At 62.4% G+C, this 15,277-nt stretch carries 18 protein-coding genes; 2 read left to right on the plus strand and 16 right to left on the minus strand.

The window, feature by feature from the left end; translation table 11 throughout:
- Positions 1 to 178 precede the first annotated feature (178 nt).
- Complete coding sequence (locus tag HX790_RS10405) at positions 179 to 379, minus strand: DUF6021 family protein (RefSeq protein WP_169988239.1); 201 nt, start codon at positions 377 to 379, stop codon at positions 179 to 181.
- 15 nt (positions 380 to 394) lie between these two features.
- On the minus strand, positions 395 to 574 hold the full coding sequence (locus tag HX790_RS10410) for a hypothetical protein (RefSeq protein WP_099550507.1): 180 nt from the start codon (positions 572 to 574) through the stop codon (positions 395 to 397).
- A gap of 117 nt (positions 575 to 691) precedes the next feature.
- On the opposite strand from HX790_RS10410, the gene HX790_RS10415 reads away from it, so the two are divergent.
- On the plus strand, positions 692 to 1,213 hold the full coding sequence (locus tag HX790_RS10415) for a DUF3087 domain-containing protein (RefSeq protein ID WP_138454153.1): 522 nt from the start codon (positions 692 to 694) through the stop codon (positions 1,211 to 1,213).
- On the opposite strand, the gene HX790_RS10420 is transcribed toward HX790_RS10415, so the two are convergent.
- From HX790_RS10420 to HX790_RS10455, 8 genes are all read right to left on the minus strand, one after another.
- The gene (locus tag HX790_RS10420) at positions 1,214 to 2,341 is read right to left on the minus strand and encodes an MFS transporter (RefSeq protein ID WP_017137590.1); all 1,128 of its coding nucleotides are present in this window, start codon (positions 2,339 to 2,341) and stop codon (positions 1,214 to 1,216) included.
- 66 nt (positions 2,342 to 2,407) lie between these two features.
- Positions 2,408 to 3,772, minus strand: a complete 1,365-nt coding sequence (locus tag HX790_RS10425; protein WP_099550509.1) for an MFS transporter — start codon at positions 3,770 to 3,772, stop codon at positions 2,408 to 2,410.
- A 242-nt stretch (positions 3,773 to 4,014) separates the two neighbouring features.
- Entirely contained in the window at positions 4,015 to 4,800 is a 786-nt protein-coding gene (locus HX790_RS10430; protein ID WP_176991514.1) for a DNA-binding domain-containing protein, read from the minus strand.
- Complete coding sequence (locus HX790_RS10435) at positions 4,797 to 5,621, minus strand: DUF692 domain-containing protein (protein WP_170040719.1); 825 nt, start codon at positions 5,619 to 5,621, stop codon at positions 4,797 to 4,799. Before HX790_RS10435 ends, HX790_RS10430 begins: the two co-directional genes overlap by 4 nt.
- A gap of 113 nt (positions 5,622 to 5,734) precedes the next feature.
- On the minus strand, positions 5,735 to 6,007 hold the full coding sequence (locus HX790_RS10440) for a hypothetical protein (RefSeq protein WP_017137586.1): 273 nt from the start codon (positions 6,005 to 6,007) through the stop codon (positions 5,735 to 5,737).
- Positions 6,008 to 6,046: 39 nt separating this feature from the next.
- Entirely contained in the window at positions 6,047 to 6,808 is a 762-nt protein-coding gene (locus tag HX790_RS10445) for an alpha/beta fold hydrolase (RefSeq protein ID WP_176991515.1), read from the minus strand.
- Between the two features lie 21 nt (positions 6,809 to 6,829).
- Entirely contained in the window at positions 6,830 to 7,234 is a 405-nt protein-coding gene (locus HX790_RS10450; RefSeq protein WP_017137584.1) for a DoxX family protein, read from the minus strand.
- On the minus strand, positions 7,231 to 7,503 hold the full coding sequence (locus HX790_RS10455; protein WP_017137583.1) for a DUF2282 domain-containing protein: 273 nt from the start codon (positions 7,501 to 7,503) through the stop codon (positions 7,231 to 7,233). Before HX790_RS10455 ends, HX790_RS10450 begins: the two co-directional genes overlap by 4 nt.
- Positions 7,504 to 8,080: 577 nt before the next feature.
- Here HX790_RS10455 and HX790_RS10460 point away from each other — a divergent pair.
- Complete coding sequence (locus HX790_RS10460; protein ID WP_176991516.1) at positions 8,081 to 10,897, plus strand: winged helix-turn-helix domain-containing protein; 2,817 nt, start codon at positions 8,081 to 8,083, stop codon at positions 10,895 to 10,897.
- A 51-nt stretch (positions 10,898 to 10,948) separates the two neighbouring features.
- Here the strand turns inward: HX790_RS10460 and HX790_RS10465 are convergent, their stop codons facing one another.
- The 6 genes from HX790_RS10465 to HX790_RS10490 are packed head-to-tail and all read right to left on the minus strand — an operon-like array spanning position 10,949 to position 15,192.
- Positions 10,949 to 11,995, minus strand: a complete 1,047-nt coding sequence (locus HX790_RS10465) for an EscU/YscU/HrcU family type III secretion system export apparatus switch protein (protein ID WP_099550512.1) — start codon at positions 11,993 to 11,995, stop codon at positions 10,949 to 10,951.
- 3 nt (positions 11,996 to 11,998) lie between these two features.
- Entirely contained in the window at positions 11,999 to 12,811 is an 813-nt protein-coding gene (gene sctT, locus HX790_RS10470; protein ID WP_169988229.1) for a type III secretion system export apparatus subunit SctT, read from the minus strand.
- Between the two features lie 6 nt (positions 12,812 to 12,817).
- Complete coding sequence (locus HX790_RS10475) at positions 12,818 to 13,087, minus strand: EscS/YscS/HrcS family type III secretion system export apparatus protein (RefSeq protein WP_016969171.1); 270 nt, start codon at positions 13,085 to 13,087, stop codon at positions 12,818 to 12,820.
- A 10-nt stretch (positions 13,088 to 13,097) separates the two neighbouring features.
- Entirely contained in the window at positions 13,098 to 13,751 is a 654-nt protein-coding gene (sctR, locus tag HX790_RS10480) for a type III secretion system export apparatus subunit SctR (protein ID WP_017137580.1), read from the minus strand.
- Positions 13,748 to 14,749 carry a type III secretion system cytoplasmic ring protein SctQ gene (gene sctQ / locus HX790_RS10485; protein ID WP_176991517.1) on the minus strand — a complete coding sequence of 334 codons (1,002 nt, stop codon included), beginning with the start codon at positions 14,747 to 14,749 and terminating at the stop codon, positions 13,748 to 13,750. The genes sctR and sctQ overlap by 4 nt, the downstream gene beginning before the upstream one ends.
- Positions 14,746 to 15,192 (minus strand): hypothetical protein, encoded by a 447-nt coding sequence (locus HX790_RS10490; protein WP_017137578.1) that lies wholly within the window; start codon positions 15,190 to 15,192, stop codon positions 14,746 to 14,748. Before HX790_RS10490 ends, sctQ begins: the two co-directional genes overlap by 4 nt.
- Between the last annotated feature and the right edge of the window lie 85 nt (positions 15,193 to 15,277).

The following is a 15,277-nucleotide window of genomic DNA, read 5'->3' on the forward strand; positions in this document are numbered from 1 at the left end:
AAGCCGGAGTGCGGGCACACCGAGCATTAGCGAGGTGCCGAGTGGTGGGGCGAAGACCTTTTGGTTACTTTTGGCTGGGCCGGCATTCCGGGCGTTTGCCAAAAGTGACCCGCTGTAAGAGCGGAACCATAAGCCGCCGTTACCGCAGCAACGGATATGTACACCAAAAGCGCCGACATCACCTAGGCTTCTTAAGATCCCCCAACGGATCATAATCCACCTTTTTCCGCTGCTCCTTGTCCTTATCCAACGGCGCAATCGCCGGCCCAACAGGATCAACCTGCGGGTCCGACACATCAGGCGAATCAGGATCAAACCCCAACTCATTCTCGCCGCTGGCATGCTCGCCCGAACCCGGGCCTTTCGGATGATTACTCACAGTCACCTCCTGAACCTATAGCGGGCGCGCCCTGTCATGCAGGTTTTCCAGGTCTTCCTCAACCCGCTCCACATCATCTTCGTCCTGACGCTCGGCCGGGTCATTGGGCCGCAACGCATCGTTGTCACGCTCCTCCTCTCCCGGCGTACGGTCAGGGTCAGGTGTACCCGGCGGCGGTTGCTTGTACTCAGACATAATGGCTTACCTCAAAAGGGCTATACAGATTTAGAGAAACCACCCCAAGCCATCGTTCAACTTGTTTGCCCAAAGCATGCGAAGATGCCACCCCGCCTTTCTTGAGACCTGACCCGGATGTTCGAGCTCAAACCCTGCGACCCCGCAACCTTCCGCCAACAAACCCGCCGCAGCACGCTGATCATCGCCGTGCTGTTCATGGCCCTGGCCATGCTGCTATCAACCCTGGCGGTGATGCTGTTCGGCGAACCCGGCGGCGATAATTTGCGTTTCAACATCGGCGGCGTATTCGCCGGGGTGCTGATCACCGTCGCCCTGGTGCGCGGCCCATTTTGGACCCAACCATGGCTGGCGCCTGCAGTGTACGGCTGGCAGCTCAAGCGCAACCTGATGCGCGTGACCAATGTGATGCACACCCTCAAGGACCGCGCACAGGCCAACGACCCCACTGCCCTCAAAGTGCTGCGTTTTTACCACTTGGGCCTGACGCAGATGCATGACCTGGACGCCAACTCCAGCGCCCAGGCGCAACTGGTCGGCGAGATGGAAGCCCATAGGGCGAAAATGCAGGCACTGGGCATCGACACCGACCAAACCCGCTTCGACCCCGCCTGGCTGGAAGGCTTCAAAAACCCATAATCAGTTGGAAACCTTCGCGCGCCAGCAGAACACGGCGCTGACGGCAATCGCCGCGCCTGCCAGACCGAACACCCACGGCGCCGACGCCACCGGTAGCAGCAACCCCGCCATCAGCGGCCCAAGGCCAGCGCCGACATCGCGCCACACCGCGTTGGAGGCCAGGGCCGAAACGCGCATCGAACCAGGGTTGCGCTCAGCCACCAAAGTGGTCACCAACGGCAATTGCAAGGCGCGCAGCACCAGCACCGCGGCCGCGCCGACGATCACCCAATAACTGCCAAATGCCGTCAGCGCCAAGGCACTCAAGAACGAAAACAACAGCAGCATCGAGGTGGCACCAAAACGCTGCGCCGCACGCCCACCCAGCGGGCTCAGAAGCATCTCCGAGGCATAGCGCAGTGCCATCAGGCCGCCGGCGATCAGTACCGCATCGCCGCCAAGAATCTTCTGCGCCTGGATCGACAGGCCAAAGATAAACAGCCCGTCCAACGCCACGCCTTCGATAAACGACCACACCGCCACGCTGTCCGGCCACTTGAAGCGGCGCCCGGTGCTGTGCAAATCATGCCCGGCGGTCGGCAAACCACGTGCCACCCACACGCCCGCCAGGCAGCAGCCGGCCAGAATCATGAAGATAGGTCGCGGCCCGGCCCACAGGGTCAGCCAGCCCCCCAGCGGCAGCGCCAGCATCGGCCCGAGGGCGATCACCGCCCTGGAGCGCCCTGCCCTGCGCGCCGCGCCCGCAGGCTCAGAGGTGGCCAACACTTGGGTCGACAGGTTCAGCGCGGCAAAACACAGGCCCCAGATCAGCCGCAGCCCCAACAAAGCGGCAAAACCTGACAGCATCGAGTTGCCCAAGGCGCACACCGTGGCGGCACCGGCGGCAATCATGCAGGTCAGCCGGTCGCCATTACGGGCGTAGAAATTCAACACATGGCGGTAGCCGAAAATCCGCACCAGGCGGTTGGCTGCGAGCAACACCCCGGCCTGGGCCAGGGTGATGCCAAAGGCCTGGGATTCCATGGGCAGCAGCAAGTAGAGCAACACATCACTGGGCAGGCATAACGCGAGGGTCAGTGCGGCACGTCGGGAGGTGGTATCAGCAGTGCGTAGAGCCAGGCTGGACATAAATCTGAAACATCCCGAAATATTCAGGCCGCCACGTTAGCGTTGCCGCCGCGTGTTTTACAAGGGCTAAACCTTGTGTTTATACGGCAACAAGCGCAGCCCACTGGCCACACTGCCCACCAGCGCAAACCCACAGCCCAGCCACAGCGCGTATTGCGGGCCGCTGCCCAGGGAGAGGTGAAAGCAGAACGCCACCAACGACGCCCCCAGCGTTTGCCCCAGCAAACGTGAAATCGCGACGATGCCACTGGCCCCACCGCTGCGGGCCAACGGCGCGCTGGTCATGATCGCCTTGAGGTTGGGTGACTGGAAAAAACCGAAACCGGCGCCGCACAAGGCCATGCGCCAGCCAATATCGAAGGCGCTGGCGCCGCTGCCCAAGGTCGCCAACGCCGCCATGCCCGCGCTGAGCATCAGCAAACCGATGCCGCACAACAGGCCCAGCGACACACGATCCGCCAGCCGCCCCGCCACCAGGGCCATCACCGCCACCACGGCAGGCCACGGCGTCATCAAAAAACCGGTTGCCACCTGGCTGTGCCCCAGCACCGCCTGCAACAGAAACGGCAGCGATACAAAGGCCAGGCCCTGGGCGCTGAACGCACAGATGGCCGTGAGAGAAGACAGCGCAAACACCGGGCGCTTGAACAAGTCCACGGCCAGCATCGGCGCCGGGTGACCGGCTTCACGGCGCAACAGCAATGCGCCGCACACCATCGCCAGCGCAATCAAACCGAGGGTCAGTGTGCCTTGGGCGCCATGCACCGCCGTGCCCAGCCCCAGCACCAACAGCGCGAACAGACCAGCACACAACAGCGCCGAAAACCGATCGAACGCGTGACCGGTCAACGGCAGTGTCGGCAATGACCGCAGGCCCAGCCCCAGGGCCAGCAGCCCCAGCGGCACGTTGATCAGGTACAGCCAATGCCAGCTCGCCACCGACAGAATCGCCGACGCGGCGGTCGGCCCCAGCGTGAAGGCCAACCCCACCACCAGCGAGTTATAGCCCAGGCCGCGCCCGAGCATTTTTGACGGGTAGATATGCCGCAACAACGCCGTGTTGACACTCATCACCGCCGCCGCCCCGAGCCCTTGGGCCACCCGCGCGGCAGTCAGGGTGAGCAAAGAACCGGCCAACCCGCAAAACAGCGACGAGACAATAAACAGCAGCAAGCCGCCGAGGTACACGCGCCGGTGACCGAGCACATCACTGAGCGACGCGAACGGCAGCACCGTGGCGATAATCGCCAACTGGTAGGCGTTCACCACCCAGATAACCGAGGCCGAATCAGTGCCGATACCTTGTGCCAGCGTCGGCAGCGCCGTATTGACGATGGCGGTGTCCAGGGTTGCCATGCCAATGCCCAAAGACAAGGCGATCACCGCCGGCAAGCGTTTATTGGAAGGCAGCCCATCGGCAACAGAAGACATGAACAATCCGCACAGGTGACAAAGGCCCTTAGATTAAGGGTTGCGCGAATTTTTTTCAGTGGCCGATTGCCTGGCTGTCCGAATTTTCATGTTTGGATGGCTAAGACTATCCAGACCTTCGCTGCGAACGGGGCTGTAGTGGAGAACTGGCTTGTTGTGGCGAGCGGGCTTGCCCCGCGTTGGGCTGCGAAGCGGCCCCAAAACCTGGCTGACCAGGTCCGTCAGGAATACCCGAGGTGGCTTCACTGGGAGTGCTTCGCACTCCAACGCGGGGCAAGCCCGCTCGCCACAGGGTCAACGATCAACTCACTGCCTAACCACCCGGCCAGGTATTCACCGGCCTGGGCCACTCCCGCCTCTTCACCCAGGCGCGCCACCAGAAACTCGCACAGCCCGGCAAAGCTGCCGTCGGCCTGCAGGTGCAACACGGCCTCAAGCTCCAACGCACTGACCTGACGTAAACGTGAGGTGTACTGACGCCGCCACACTAACAATCCACCTGCCTGTTCCAGCATCATTGCCTGCGGCGCAAGCGCGTCTTGCCACAGTGCCGACCAGATAGCCTCAGCATTGGTAGTCAGCCCATGGCAGCGCAACGACGGCGTCAGGCGCAAAACGGCGCTGTCCCAATCCAGCTCGGCCAGGGCTTGCAACGGCAAGGGCGTCGCATCGGCGGCGACAAACGCCTCATTCAGCGCCGACTCGATCCAGGCCAGTTCATGCACATCCGGGTTATTCGGCAATACGGTCTTCAAGGTCGCGTAAAACCCTTCGGGATACGCATCCAGGGTCCAGGCATGCGGGGGTTGCTGGTCGATATGGGTAATGCTGGCCGCCAGAAACGCCTCCTCTCCCAGCCAACGTCGCACAATCGGAAACGCCTGTTCCAGGCAACCCACCAGCTGCGCGCGATAGTTGTTCTGGTACACCGCCAGGCCTGCGTGCCGGTCGCCCAACAGTCGGGCCGAATCATCCGACGCACTCACCAGCCACGTGTGAAATGCCTGCTGCCACTGCGCCAGGTTCATTGCGCCAGCCCCAAAGCCCGCGCCATTGACAGCTCCTCAAGCAATTCGGCCAGCGGCGGGATGGCATCATCGCGCTCAATCATCGTGGCCACCGGCCCGATTAGCGCTATGGCCTTGGCATACAAATCCCAAACCCCGGCGCACACCGGGCTGTCGTGGCTGTCGATCAACAGCTCACGGCCCTGGCTATGGCCGGCCAAGTGAATCTGGCGCACGCGCTCAGCGGGAATGCCTTCGAGAAAGGCCAGGGCATCAAAGCCATGATTGCTGGCACTGACAAACACATTATTGACGTCCAGTAGCAACTCGCACCCCGTGCGCTCGGCCATAGCGGCGATAAATGCGCATTCGCTCATGCTGGCACCGTCAAACGCCAGGTAGCTGGACGGGTTTTCCACCAGCAGCGTGCGGCCCAACACCTCCTGGGCCTGGTGGATATTGGCGCAAACGCGGTCCAGAGCCTCGTCCGTATAGGGCACCGGCAACAAATCGTGGGCATTGAACCCCCCGCTGCGCGACCAACTCAGGTGGTCGGAGACAAACAGCGGCTCCACCTCATCCACCAGCGCTTTGAGACGCCGCAGGTACTCCGGGTCCAGCCCTTCGGCCGTGCCGATCGACATCGACACCCCGTGCAGCGCCACCGGGTAACGCTCGCGAATCTGGCGCAGGATGTGCCGTGGTTGCCCACCTGCGACCATAAAATTCTCAGAAATCACTTCGACAAAATCCACGGGCACCAAGGTTTCCAGGAAGTCGCAGTAATGCTCCTTGCGCAGCCCCAGGCCATAGCCGGAAAAGCGCGGGTTAAATGTCGGCATCATCGGTACTCCAGCAAAAACTGTGGCGAGGGAGCTTGCTCCCGCTCGGCTGCGCAGCAGTCGCCCGTTTCTGGAGGCGCTGCACAAGCAAGCTTGCTCGCCACAGGAAGGCGTTATTTCGGCTCAGTCAACGTGCCACCGGCCTTGAGGCATTCAGACGGCGTCTTGACGATCACGCCCTCGCCCTTGCAACTGTTGAGGCCCTTGCAGTCGTGCTTGGCGGTGGCGCACAGGCTTTCGCCCTTGCAACTGTTGACGCCGTAGCATCGGCCGGGCTTTTCCTGCTGGTCGGCGGCGCTGGCGGCACTGGCGAATGACGCCGACGCCATGGCAATCAGGGCGGCGGCGGCGGCGAGGCTCAGACGGGATTTAAGTGCAGTGTTCATGGTTATTTCCTTTTGAGGTCTTGTGTGGGGTGAGAGGGATTATTTGATAACGGAAGCCGCGTCTTCGATGACCTTCGCCACAGCCTCAGGCTGGGAGATGTACACCAAGTGGCTAGCCTTGATTTCGGTGACCTTGGAACCCGCGCGCTGGTACATCCAGCGTTGCAGCGCGGGGCTGAGCGCACGGTCTTCGGTGGACACCACGGCATACGTCGGCTTTTTGTGCCACGTCGCCGCCCACACGGTGCCGCCGAACAAGGCGGTGGTAGCCGGCACTTGGGAGGCGGCCATGAAGTCGGTGCGGTTGGGGGTCAGGTCGGCGGCAAAATCGGCGTTGTATTTGCTGCGATCAAAGAACAGGTGGCCGTCGCGACTCTGCTTGATGTCATCGCTGGGCGCCGGCATCGAGCCGATCAACTGGGCCATGTTCTCGCCCACTTCCGGCTGCAGCGCCGAGACGTAGACCATCGACTTGACCTTGTCGCGGTCGCCGGCAATCGAGATCACCGCGCCACCGGAACTGTGGCCCACCAACACCACGGGGCCGACTTGTTGCTCCAGCACTTCACGCGCCTCGGCCACATCCGCCGCGAGGTTTTCGTGGCCCTGGTGCACCACGGTGACCTTGTAGCCCTTGTGAATCAGGATGTCGTGCACCACACGCCAGCCGGAACCGTCGACAAACGAGCCGGGCACGATCACCACACTTTTGCCGGTGCCGGGCTGCGGTGTATCGGCCGCCTGGGCCAGCACGGGGACAGTCAGGGCCATGGCCATGGCCAAAGAAGAAAGCATGCGCATCGGGTATCTCCATCAGGGTTGTTAAGGTTTGCCGAACAGGCGGCGATCCAGCGACCACGCCCCGCCGCCATAGGCCAGCAGCGGCAGCAACAGGCCCGCCCAGGTCAGGTGCGTCGGCCAGGCCTCGGGGTATACGAACACCTCGATCACCAGGGTCATGCCCAGCAGCGCGGCGGCCGCCGGGCGCGTCAGCAGGCCCACTAGCAGCAACAGCGGAAACAGGTGTTCGGCGTAGGTCGCCAGGTGCGCGGCCCAGTCCGACGGGATCAGCGGCAAGGCGTATTCCGAACGGAACAAGGTGTAGGTCGACGGTTTGAGGCTCATAAATCCGCTGACCTTGGTGCGTCCCGACAGGAAGAACACCGCTGCGATGCCCAGCCGGGCCACCAGCAACAGCAGCGCTTGGGGCAACAGGCGCTGGATCACGGCTGTTCCGTCAGGCTGCCGAAGCCTTTGGGCGTCTTGATCTGGGTGCAGGTGCCCTTGTCGACCAATACCCAGGCGTTGCCCTGGTAATCGGCGGTGGCGGTACCGGCGCACGAGGTGCCTTTACCGGCAGCGCAGTCGTTGGCACCGGCGAGGGCGACGCCGAAGCATTTTTCCTGGGGCTTGGCGTCGTCGGCATGAGCCATCGCCGCAAAGGCGCTGAGGGACAGGGCGAAAGTGGCCGCAAGGGCCGCGTAGGGTCGCTTCATCGGTGTATCTCCTGGCTTGACTGAGTGTGGCCAGGGCGCGTGTGGCGGTGGGTGACCGCCTGCGCCAGCTGGTGAACAGAGTTAAAGCCAGGCGTGTATCCGCTCTGTGTCGCCGACACGCCAGAACGTCATGCCGATGTATCAAGGTGGTGCGGGGATACTTTGTAATACAAAGCCAATAAACCACCGCCAAAACGCCAGCGTTTTAGTCGGCATCCCGAACGACACAATTAGAAATATTCGTGTTTCCGAACGAAGGCATTCGCCGGTCGCCAACGACCCTAAAAATCACCATAAATTTCATATGGTTGTTGTCATCTTTGGTACATGCCAACTGGCATACATTCTGCTTTATCAGGGTTTCTGGTAATAAAATGTTTCAGCTTTGCGACAGTCTCATCCTCCGGGACATGCGCTGTGATACGCCCATAACAACGACTACGCCCCAAAGGAGGGCGGCCTTTCCAACGTTTTGATCGACATCAACTTTCCAAGACTGCTGCTGCACATCTGTACCCCAAAAAGGGCGAATGGCCTGATCGCCAATAACAAGCCCGACTATAAAAAGGACGATTTGATGAGCTCGAGCAAGAACCACGCGGTGTCCTTGATGGACGCCGATCACCCGACCCCGGCAGCCGCCGAGAATGTCCTGGGCTTTGGCCCCTTCCTGTTACTGGCCAGGCAGCACGTGCTGCTGCGTAACGGCGAGCCGGTCAGCCTGGGGAGTCGCGCCCTCTACCTGTTGATCGCCCTGGCGACCCGCGCCGGTGAATTGCTGGAGAAGACCGAGCTGATCGCCTTCGCCTGGCCCAAGGTGGTGGTGGAGGAATGCAACCTGCGTGCACAGATCGTCGCATTGCGCCGGGCACTGGGCGACGATGGCAACTTCAGCTATATCGTCACCGTGCCGGGGCGTGGTTATCGCTTTGTGGCGCCGGTGACCGTGCAAACCGCCGGCGAAGAAAGCCTGCCGGTGCTCTGCGCACGCACCGAGGAGCCCGCGCCGCCAGTGCCGTCCTGCGAGGTCATCGGCCGTGACAGCTTGATTTCAAGCCTTGCCGAGCAGTTGCTCAGCCAGCGCTTCGTCACCCTCACCGGCCCCGGCGGCATCGGCAAGACAACCGTGGCCACCGCCGTGGCGCAGCGGCTGGCGCATGAATCCAAGCTCGACACCTGCTTCGTCGACCTGGCGCCCGCCACCAGCGGGCAATGGGTGGCCGGTATGCTCGCCAGCGCCCTGGGGATCCAGACCGTCAGCACTGAACCGCTGCCGACCATCGCCGCCGCCTTGGCCGAACGCCGTCTGCTGCTGGTACTGGACAACTGCGAACACGTACTGCCGGCCGCCGCCGACGCGGTGGAGACCCTGCTGCGCTGCGCCCCACAATGTTATGTACTGACCACCAGCCGCGAACCACTGCGCGCCGACGGTGAGCGGGTGCATGATTTGGCGCCACTGGAAGTGCCCGACGAAGGCACCCGCCTCAACGCCAGTGAGGCAATGGCCTGGTCCGGCGTGCGCCTGTTTGTCGAGCGCGTGCGCGCCCTCGACCCCGACTTTGTGTTCAACGACACCGACGTGGCAGCCGTCTGCGCCATCTGCCGCAAACTCGACAGCAACGCGCTCGCCATCGAAATCGCCGCGGCCCGGGTACGGACCTTTGGCGTCCAGGACCTGGTCGGCCTGCTTGACGGCAGTTTCCGCCTGCAAATGACCGGCCGACGCACCGCCCTCGCCCGCCATCGCACCCTCAGTGCCACGCTGGACTGGACCTACTCGATGCTCAGTGGTGACGAGCAGGCCATGTTGCGCCAACTGGCGGTGTTCACTGGCTCCTTCACCCTGGATGCGGTCAAGGCCATGACCGCCAGCAGCAGCCTGGACCCACGCAACGCCCTGCCGTTGCTCGAAAGCCTGATGGACAAATCGCTGCTGATCGCCGGTGAGGCGCAGTTGCTCAAACGCTATCGCCTGCTGGAAACCACCCGCGCCTATGCCCTGGAAAAGCTCGAAGAACACGGCGAAGTCAATGCCACCAGCCGACGCCACGCCCACTATGCCCTCGGCGTATTGCAAGAAGCCGGGCAAACCCTGGACGGCCTGTCGCCAGACACCTGGATCGCCCTCTACGGCCCCGAAAGCAGCACCATTCGCTCGGCTCTGGACTGGGCCTATTCCGCCAGCGGCGAGCTGCCCCTGGCCATCGAACTGACCCTGGGCGGCGTGCCGTTATGGTTGCGCCTGTCGCGGGTCAGTGAATGCCGAACCTGGGTCGACAAGGGCCTGGCCAGCGACGCCGTTGCACCCTTGGCCGTGCGTCAGCGCATGCTGCTGCAAACCGCCCTGGCCAGCGTGCTGATGCTGACCTACGGCACCGGCGCGGAAATGCGCGAAGCCTGGCGCCAAGTCCGCGAAGATGCCCGCGACCTGGGCGATGCCGAACACAAAATGCGCGCCTTGTGGGGCCTGTGGACCGACCGCTGCGGCTGCAACCAATACACTGAAGCCCTGGAACTGGCCGAGCGTTATATCGCCCTCAACAGCGGCGGTAATCAGCAATTGCTCGGCAAACGCATGCGCGCCGTGGCGCTGTTTCATATGGGCGACCTGCTGGGCGCGCGGCAAAACATCGATGAAGCGCTTGGCTCGCCGTCGGCACCGCGCTCGCACATCATCGACGTGCATTTTGACCAACGCATTGCCGCCCGTTGTCTCAAGGCCAAGGTGCAATTGCTCGAAGGCGACGTCGACCCGGCGCTGCGCCTGATCGCCAGCTGCGTCGACGATGCCATCAGCCTCGACCACCCCGCCACCCTCTGGTACACCCTGTGCCTGGGCGCACTGCCGCTGGCGCTGTTGGCGTCCAACCTGCCGCAGGTGCGCTATTACCTGGGCCTGCTGCAAAGCAGCACTACGCTCCAGGACTTGCCGATCTGGCGGCAATTTCGCCTGTGCTTCGAGAACATCCTGCTGATCCGCGAGGGCTCACCGGAAACGGGCGTGCCGCAACTGGGTGAAGCCTTGCACCACCTGCAAAGCCAGGGCGACAGCCAGCTCTACAGCCTGCTGCGCTGTGAATACGCCTTGGGCCTGGCGCGCCTGGGCCTGGAAAAACTGGCTTTGGAGGTGTTGGAAGATACGCTGCAATTGGCGATTGGCCATCATGAACGCTGGTTTGTGCCGCAGATGTTGCGGATCAAGGCGCAACTGATCTTGCGCCAAGGTCACTATGGTTCGGTTGACAAGGCCAAGGTGCTGCTGCGCCAGGCGTGGGTGGATGCGCAGTTGGCGGGGGCGCATTTTTGGCGGGCGCAGATTGCTGCTGACTTGGCGCGGTTGCAGGAACCTAAGTTGCGGATTGCTGCGTTGCCGCGGTTTCAGCATCGGTAATGGGGTGGGTATATATCCGTCATTTGGGTAACGGCTGAGTGGTGTGTTGGGTCAGATCAGGCGGGCGGCGACCAGCCAATCCGCCACGGCCTGGAATGAGGCGTCGGGCACCGGGTCACCGGGTACGGTTCTGCGCGCAATCTCCGCCGCCAAGGCCCGGTCCGGCGCATGCGGGATGCCTAAATCATAAGCCTCCTGCAACATCAGCAACGCCTCCTCCGGCGCGGCGCGGCAGACAATCACTGGCACCGGCGTTTCGCCGCGCACATAGCGCACGCCAATCACCCAGCCATCGGTAGTCCCGATCATCATCGACGCACGGCCCAACCCCAGCTTGGTCGCAAGTGCCTGCATTTCATTGCGCTGGCGCCGGCGCTCGCTCTTGATCAGCGGGTCGCCGTCGATGTCCTTGCGTTCACGTTTGGTTTCGCTGCGGGTCATTTTCATGTCGCGGCCGAACAGCCAACGCTGCATTAACACGTCAACGGCGCCCACGGTGATAAAGGCGCACAGCACGGTAAACACCAGCGGCTTGAGCACCAGGAAAAACGTCGACTCCATGCATTCGGCGCCACAGCGCGAAGACTCCATCAGCGCCTGCAGCGCGTGCTTGCCGACCACATAGAACGCAATCGCCAACACGTGCACCTTGACCAACCCCTTGATGAACTCCACCAGGTTACGCAGGGCGAAGATCTTCTTCATGCCCTCCGCCGGGTTGATGCGCTTGAACTCCGGCTTGATCGGGTCTACCGAGAACACAAAGCCGCGCATGGTGATGATATTGGTCAGGATCACCACCCCGGTGGTCACCGCCATCACTGGCAGGGTAATACCGATGATCAACTGCTCGGCATGGTCCAGCACCCGCGGCCACACGGTGGCGAACGGCTCGATATAGATTTGCGCGGTCAGGTCGATCAGCGCCGTCACCTGGGCCATGGCCCGTGGCGCCAGAATCGAGATGCACAGGGTGCAGAACAAAATGACCATGCCCGACACCAGGTCCTGGCTCTTGGCGACCTGGCCTTTTTTGCGCGCGTCGCTGAGCTTTTTGTCCGTGGCCGGCTGGGATTTCTCTTCGCTGGTATCGGCCATGGGCTACTCCATGCCCGCCAGGGTTTTAAGCAGCTCGACGGTGCCACGAAACTCGGCCAGTTGGTCGAGCATCAGCGGGATCAAAAAGCCGATGTAGATCACCATCAGAATCGAGAAAAACAGGTTTTTCACCGGCAACGACAAGTCGAAAATATGCAGGTTCGGCGCCATCCGCGACAGGTACGCAAGCATCAAGTCGGTGACCAGCAACGCGATCAGCAACGGCGAGACCATCAGCACGCCAACCCGCATGATCTGGTCGAGGATCGACAGCACCGCCAGCAACGCGGAGCTGGCAAATACCGGCGTAAATGCGGTCACCGGCCATAACTGGTAACTGTGGTAATAGCCGTCGACCATCAGGATAAAACCGCCGGACATAAAGAACAGCGTGATCAGCATCACCGTGAGCAAGGTCGACATCACGCTCGACTCGCCGGTGGACAGCGGGTCCACCAGCTGCGCCATGGTCGAGCCGCGTTGCAGGTCGATCAACTCCCCCGCCACTTCCGCCGCCCAGAACGGAATGCCGAACAGCAAGCCGATCAGGATGCCTATCAAGAACTCCTTGATCAGCAAGCCGGCGATAAACACGCTGCCGTGTTCGGGCATGTGGGTCAGCGCATCGAACACCGGAAAGAACATCGGGATGGAAATCGCCACGGCCACACAGCCGCGAATCATGCCGGTGAGGCCCAGGCGGTTGAACGCCGGGGTGATCACCACCACGCCCATGGCTCGACAGGCGGCGAGCGAGGCAGAACTGATCACCGGATAGGCGACTTCCAGGAACTGCGCGGTCAGGCTGGCATCCATGGGCGGTCAGCGCGTCCACATCGGGAAGTTGTCCAGCACCTGGCCACCCAGTTCCGCGACTTGCCCGGCCAATACCGGGCCGAGAAACACGATGGTCAGCAATACCGCCACCAGCTTTACCACCTGCGGCAGGGTCTGGTCCTGGATCTGCGTCAGCGCCTGGAACAGCCCTACGCTCAAACCCACGATAATCGCCACGCCCAGCGCCGGCGCCGAGAGCATCAGCACCGTCATCAGTGCCTGTTTCATCAATGACAGGAACACATCCTGGCCCATGGGTCGTGCCTCAGCCGTAACTCAGAATCAAACCGTGCATCAAGCGCGACCAGCCGCTCAAGGACACGAATAAAAAGATCTTCAGCGGGATCGAAATCAGGTTCGGCGAAACCATCGACATGCCCATCGCCATCAGCACGTTGGACACCAGCAAGTCCACCACCAGGAATGGGATATAGAGCAAAAAGCCGATCTCGAAGGCCCGCGTCAGTTCCGAACTGACGAACGCCGGAATCAACACCACCAGGTCATCGTCGCGCAAGTCGGCCCGCGCCTCCGGCGACCAGATGGTCTCGGTGGCCTGCACAAAAAAACCGCGCTCGGACTCGTTCGCAAAGCGCTTCAAATGCGCCTGCAAGGGCGGGCGCAGCGCATCGCCCAGATCCTTGAGCTGCTCCACATGCTCGATATTAAGGTCGCGGCCCTCCACTTGCCGGTACATGTCACCAATCAACGGCGTGGTCACATACACCGAGAGGATCAGCGCGATGCCGTACAGCACCAGGTTCGGCGGGGTCTGCTGCACACCGAGGGCGTTGCGGATCAGGAACAGCACCACCGAGATCTTCATGAAACCGGTGAGTGTCACCACCGCCAACGGGATCAGCCCGATCGTCGCAACGACCAGGATGATCTCGATCAGGTTGGGCTGATAACCGGTCATGGGGTGGCGAAACTCAGCAGGCGCACACCCAGGCCGTCACCGATTTTCACCAATTGGCCCTGGCCGACACGGCGCCCGTTGACCATCAAATCGACGCTGTCCACGCCGGGTGTATTGAACTGCAACAAGCTGCCGGCGCCCAGTTCACGCAGTTGCGCCAGGGTCAATTCCAGGCTGCCGACCTGGCACACCAGTTTGAGCGGCAGATCATCCAGGGCCGCAGCCGCATCAACATCAGTCATCGTGTTCTCCATCTGCAAAAGAGGTGCTTGCAAGGCTTCCTGCAAGCGCAAGACTTCACCCTGGTATTGGCAGCGGGCCTGCAGGCGACCCGCCAGCTCCAGCAGCAAACCCGGGCCGGGTTCGAGCATCAGCACATCGCCGGGGCGCAGGCTGCGCAGCTCACCGAGGCTCAAGTGCTGCTGCCCGGCCAGCAGCGCCAGGCTCTGGCGCAGGTCGGGCAATGGGTCCGGCTCAAGCTGGGCGTGTTGATCCAGCAACTGCGCCAACAACACGGCGGCGCCTTCGCTCAGGTCCAGTTGCGCGTGCGTGGCAGGCTGGTTGGCGAAGGACAATTCCAGCGCCAGGTGCAGCGCATAAGGCTGTTGGTCTTGCGGCGCTTCGAGCAATTGCAGCGGCTGACCCAGCAGCGGTTCGAGACGCTCGATCAGGTCCAGTACCGCCAGTTCCAGCAGCAATGCACGCGGCAGCGCCGGCAGCAGTTGCACGTCAAACTGCAACGCCAGCGGCACCAACACCTGCTCCAATGCCGCAGCCGACAGCCGCAAACGCACTGGCGCGCGACCAAGCAACAGCAGCACCTCGCGTGCCGCATCAAGCGGCTGCGGTTCAGCGGCCCAGTTCACGCGCAGGTCTTGCCCGGCGCAGCGGCCCCGCCAGGCGCGGCGGCGCCGGTGCAGTTGGTTATGCAGCGCCAGCAAGGCCGGGTCGTAGTGCGTCAACCATGGCGACAGCGGGTCGGCAAGGGCTGCAATCATGTGCCGGTGCCTTCATCACGCAGTTCACCGACGCGGCGCTCATCGCTTTCACGCCCTTCCAGCAGGCTCTGCCAGGCATCGGACTGACGCTGGCGGCTCAGGCGTTCCTGGCGGAACAGGTCGCGCTCACGCTCCTGGCTTTGCAGGGTGGTGGACACGTGGCTCACGTCGTTTTCCAACTGCTGCTGGTCATCCGACAGCCCACGCAAACGGTCCTGAGCCGCCTGCCAACTGGCTACCGACAAGCCCTCGGTGAGCGAGGCGTACACCTGACGGGCTTCCTCGGCAATTGCCTCACGGTGCAGGCGCAGTTGCTCCTTGGCATCGGTCAACACGCCATGGGTCTGCTCGCAGCGTTGCTGCTGGGCGGCCAGTTGGCTGGCAGCACGTTGTTCGCGCAGTACCCGCAAGGTTTGCAGGGTGCGCAGTTGGTCGGTTTTCATTGGGCGTTCTCCTTTCTAATGCCAGCGACTACCGTTTCCGGATCAGCGAAGATCGACTGTGGGAGCTGGCTTGCCTGCGATAGCG

The organism is Pseudomonas sp. IPO3747, from assembly GCF_013385245.1.
GTDB lineage: Bacteria > Pseudomonadota > Gammaproteobacteria > Pseudomonadales > Pseudomonadaceae > Aquipseudomonas > Aquipseudomonas edaphica.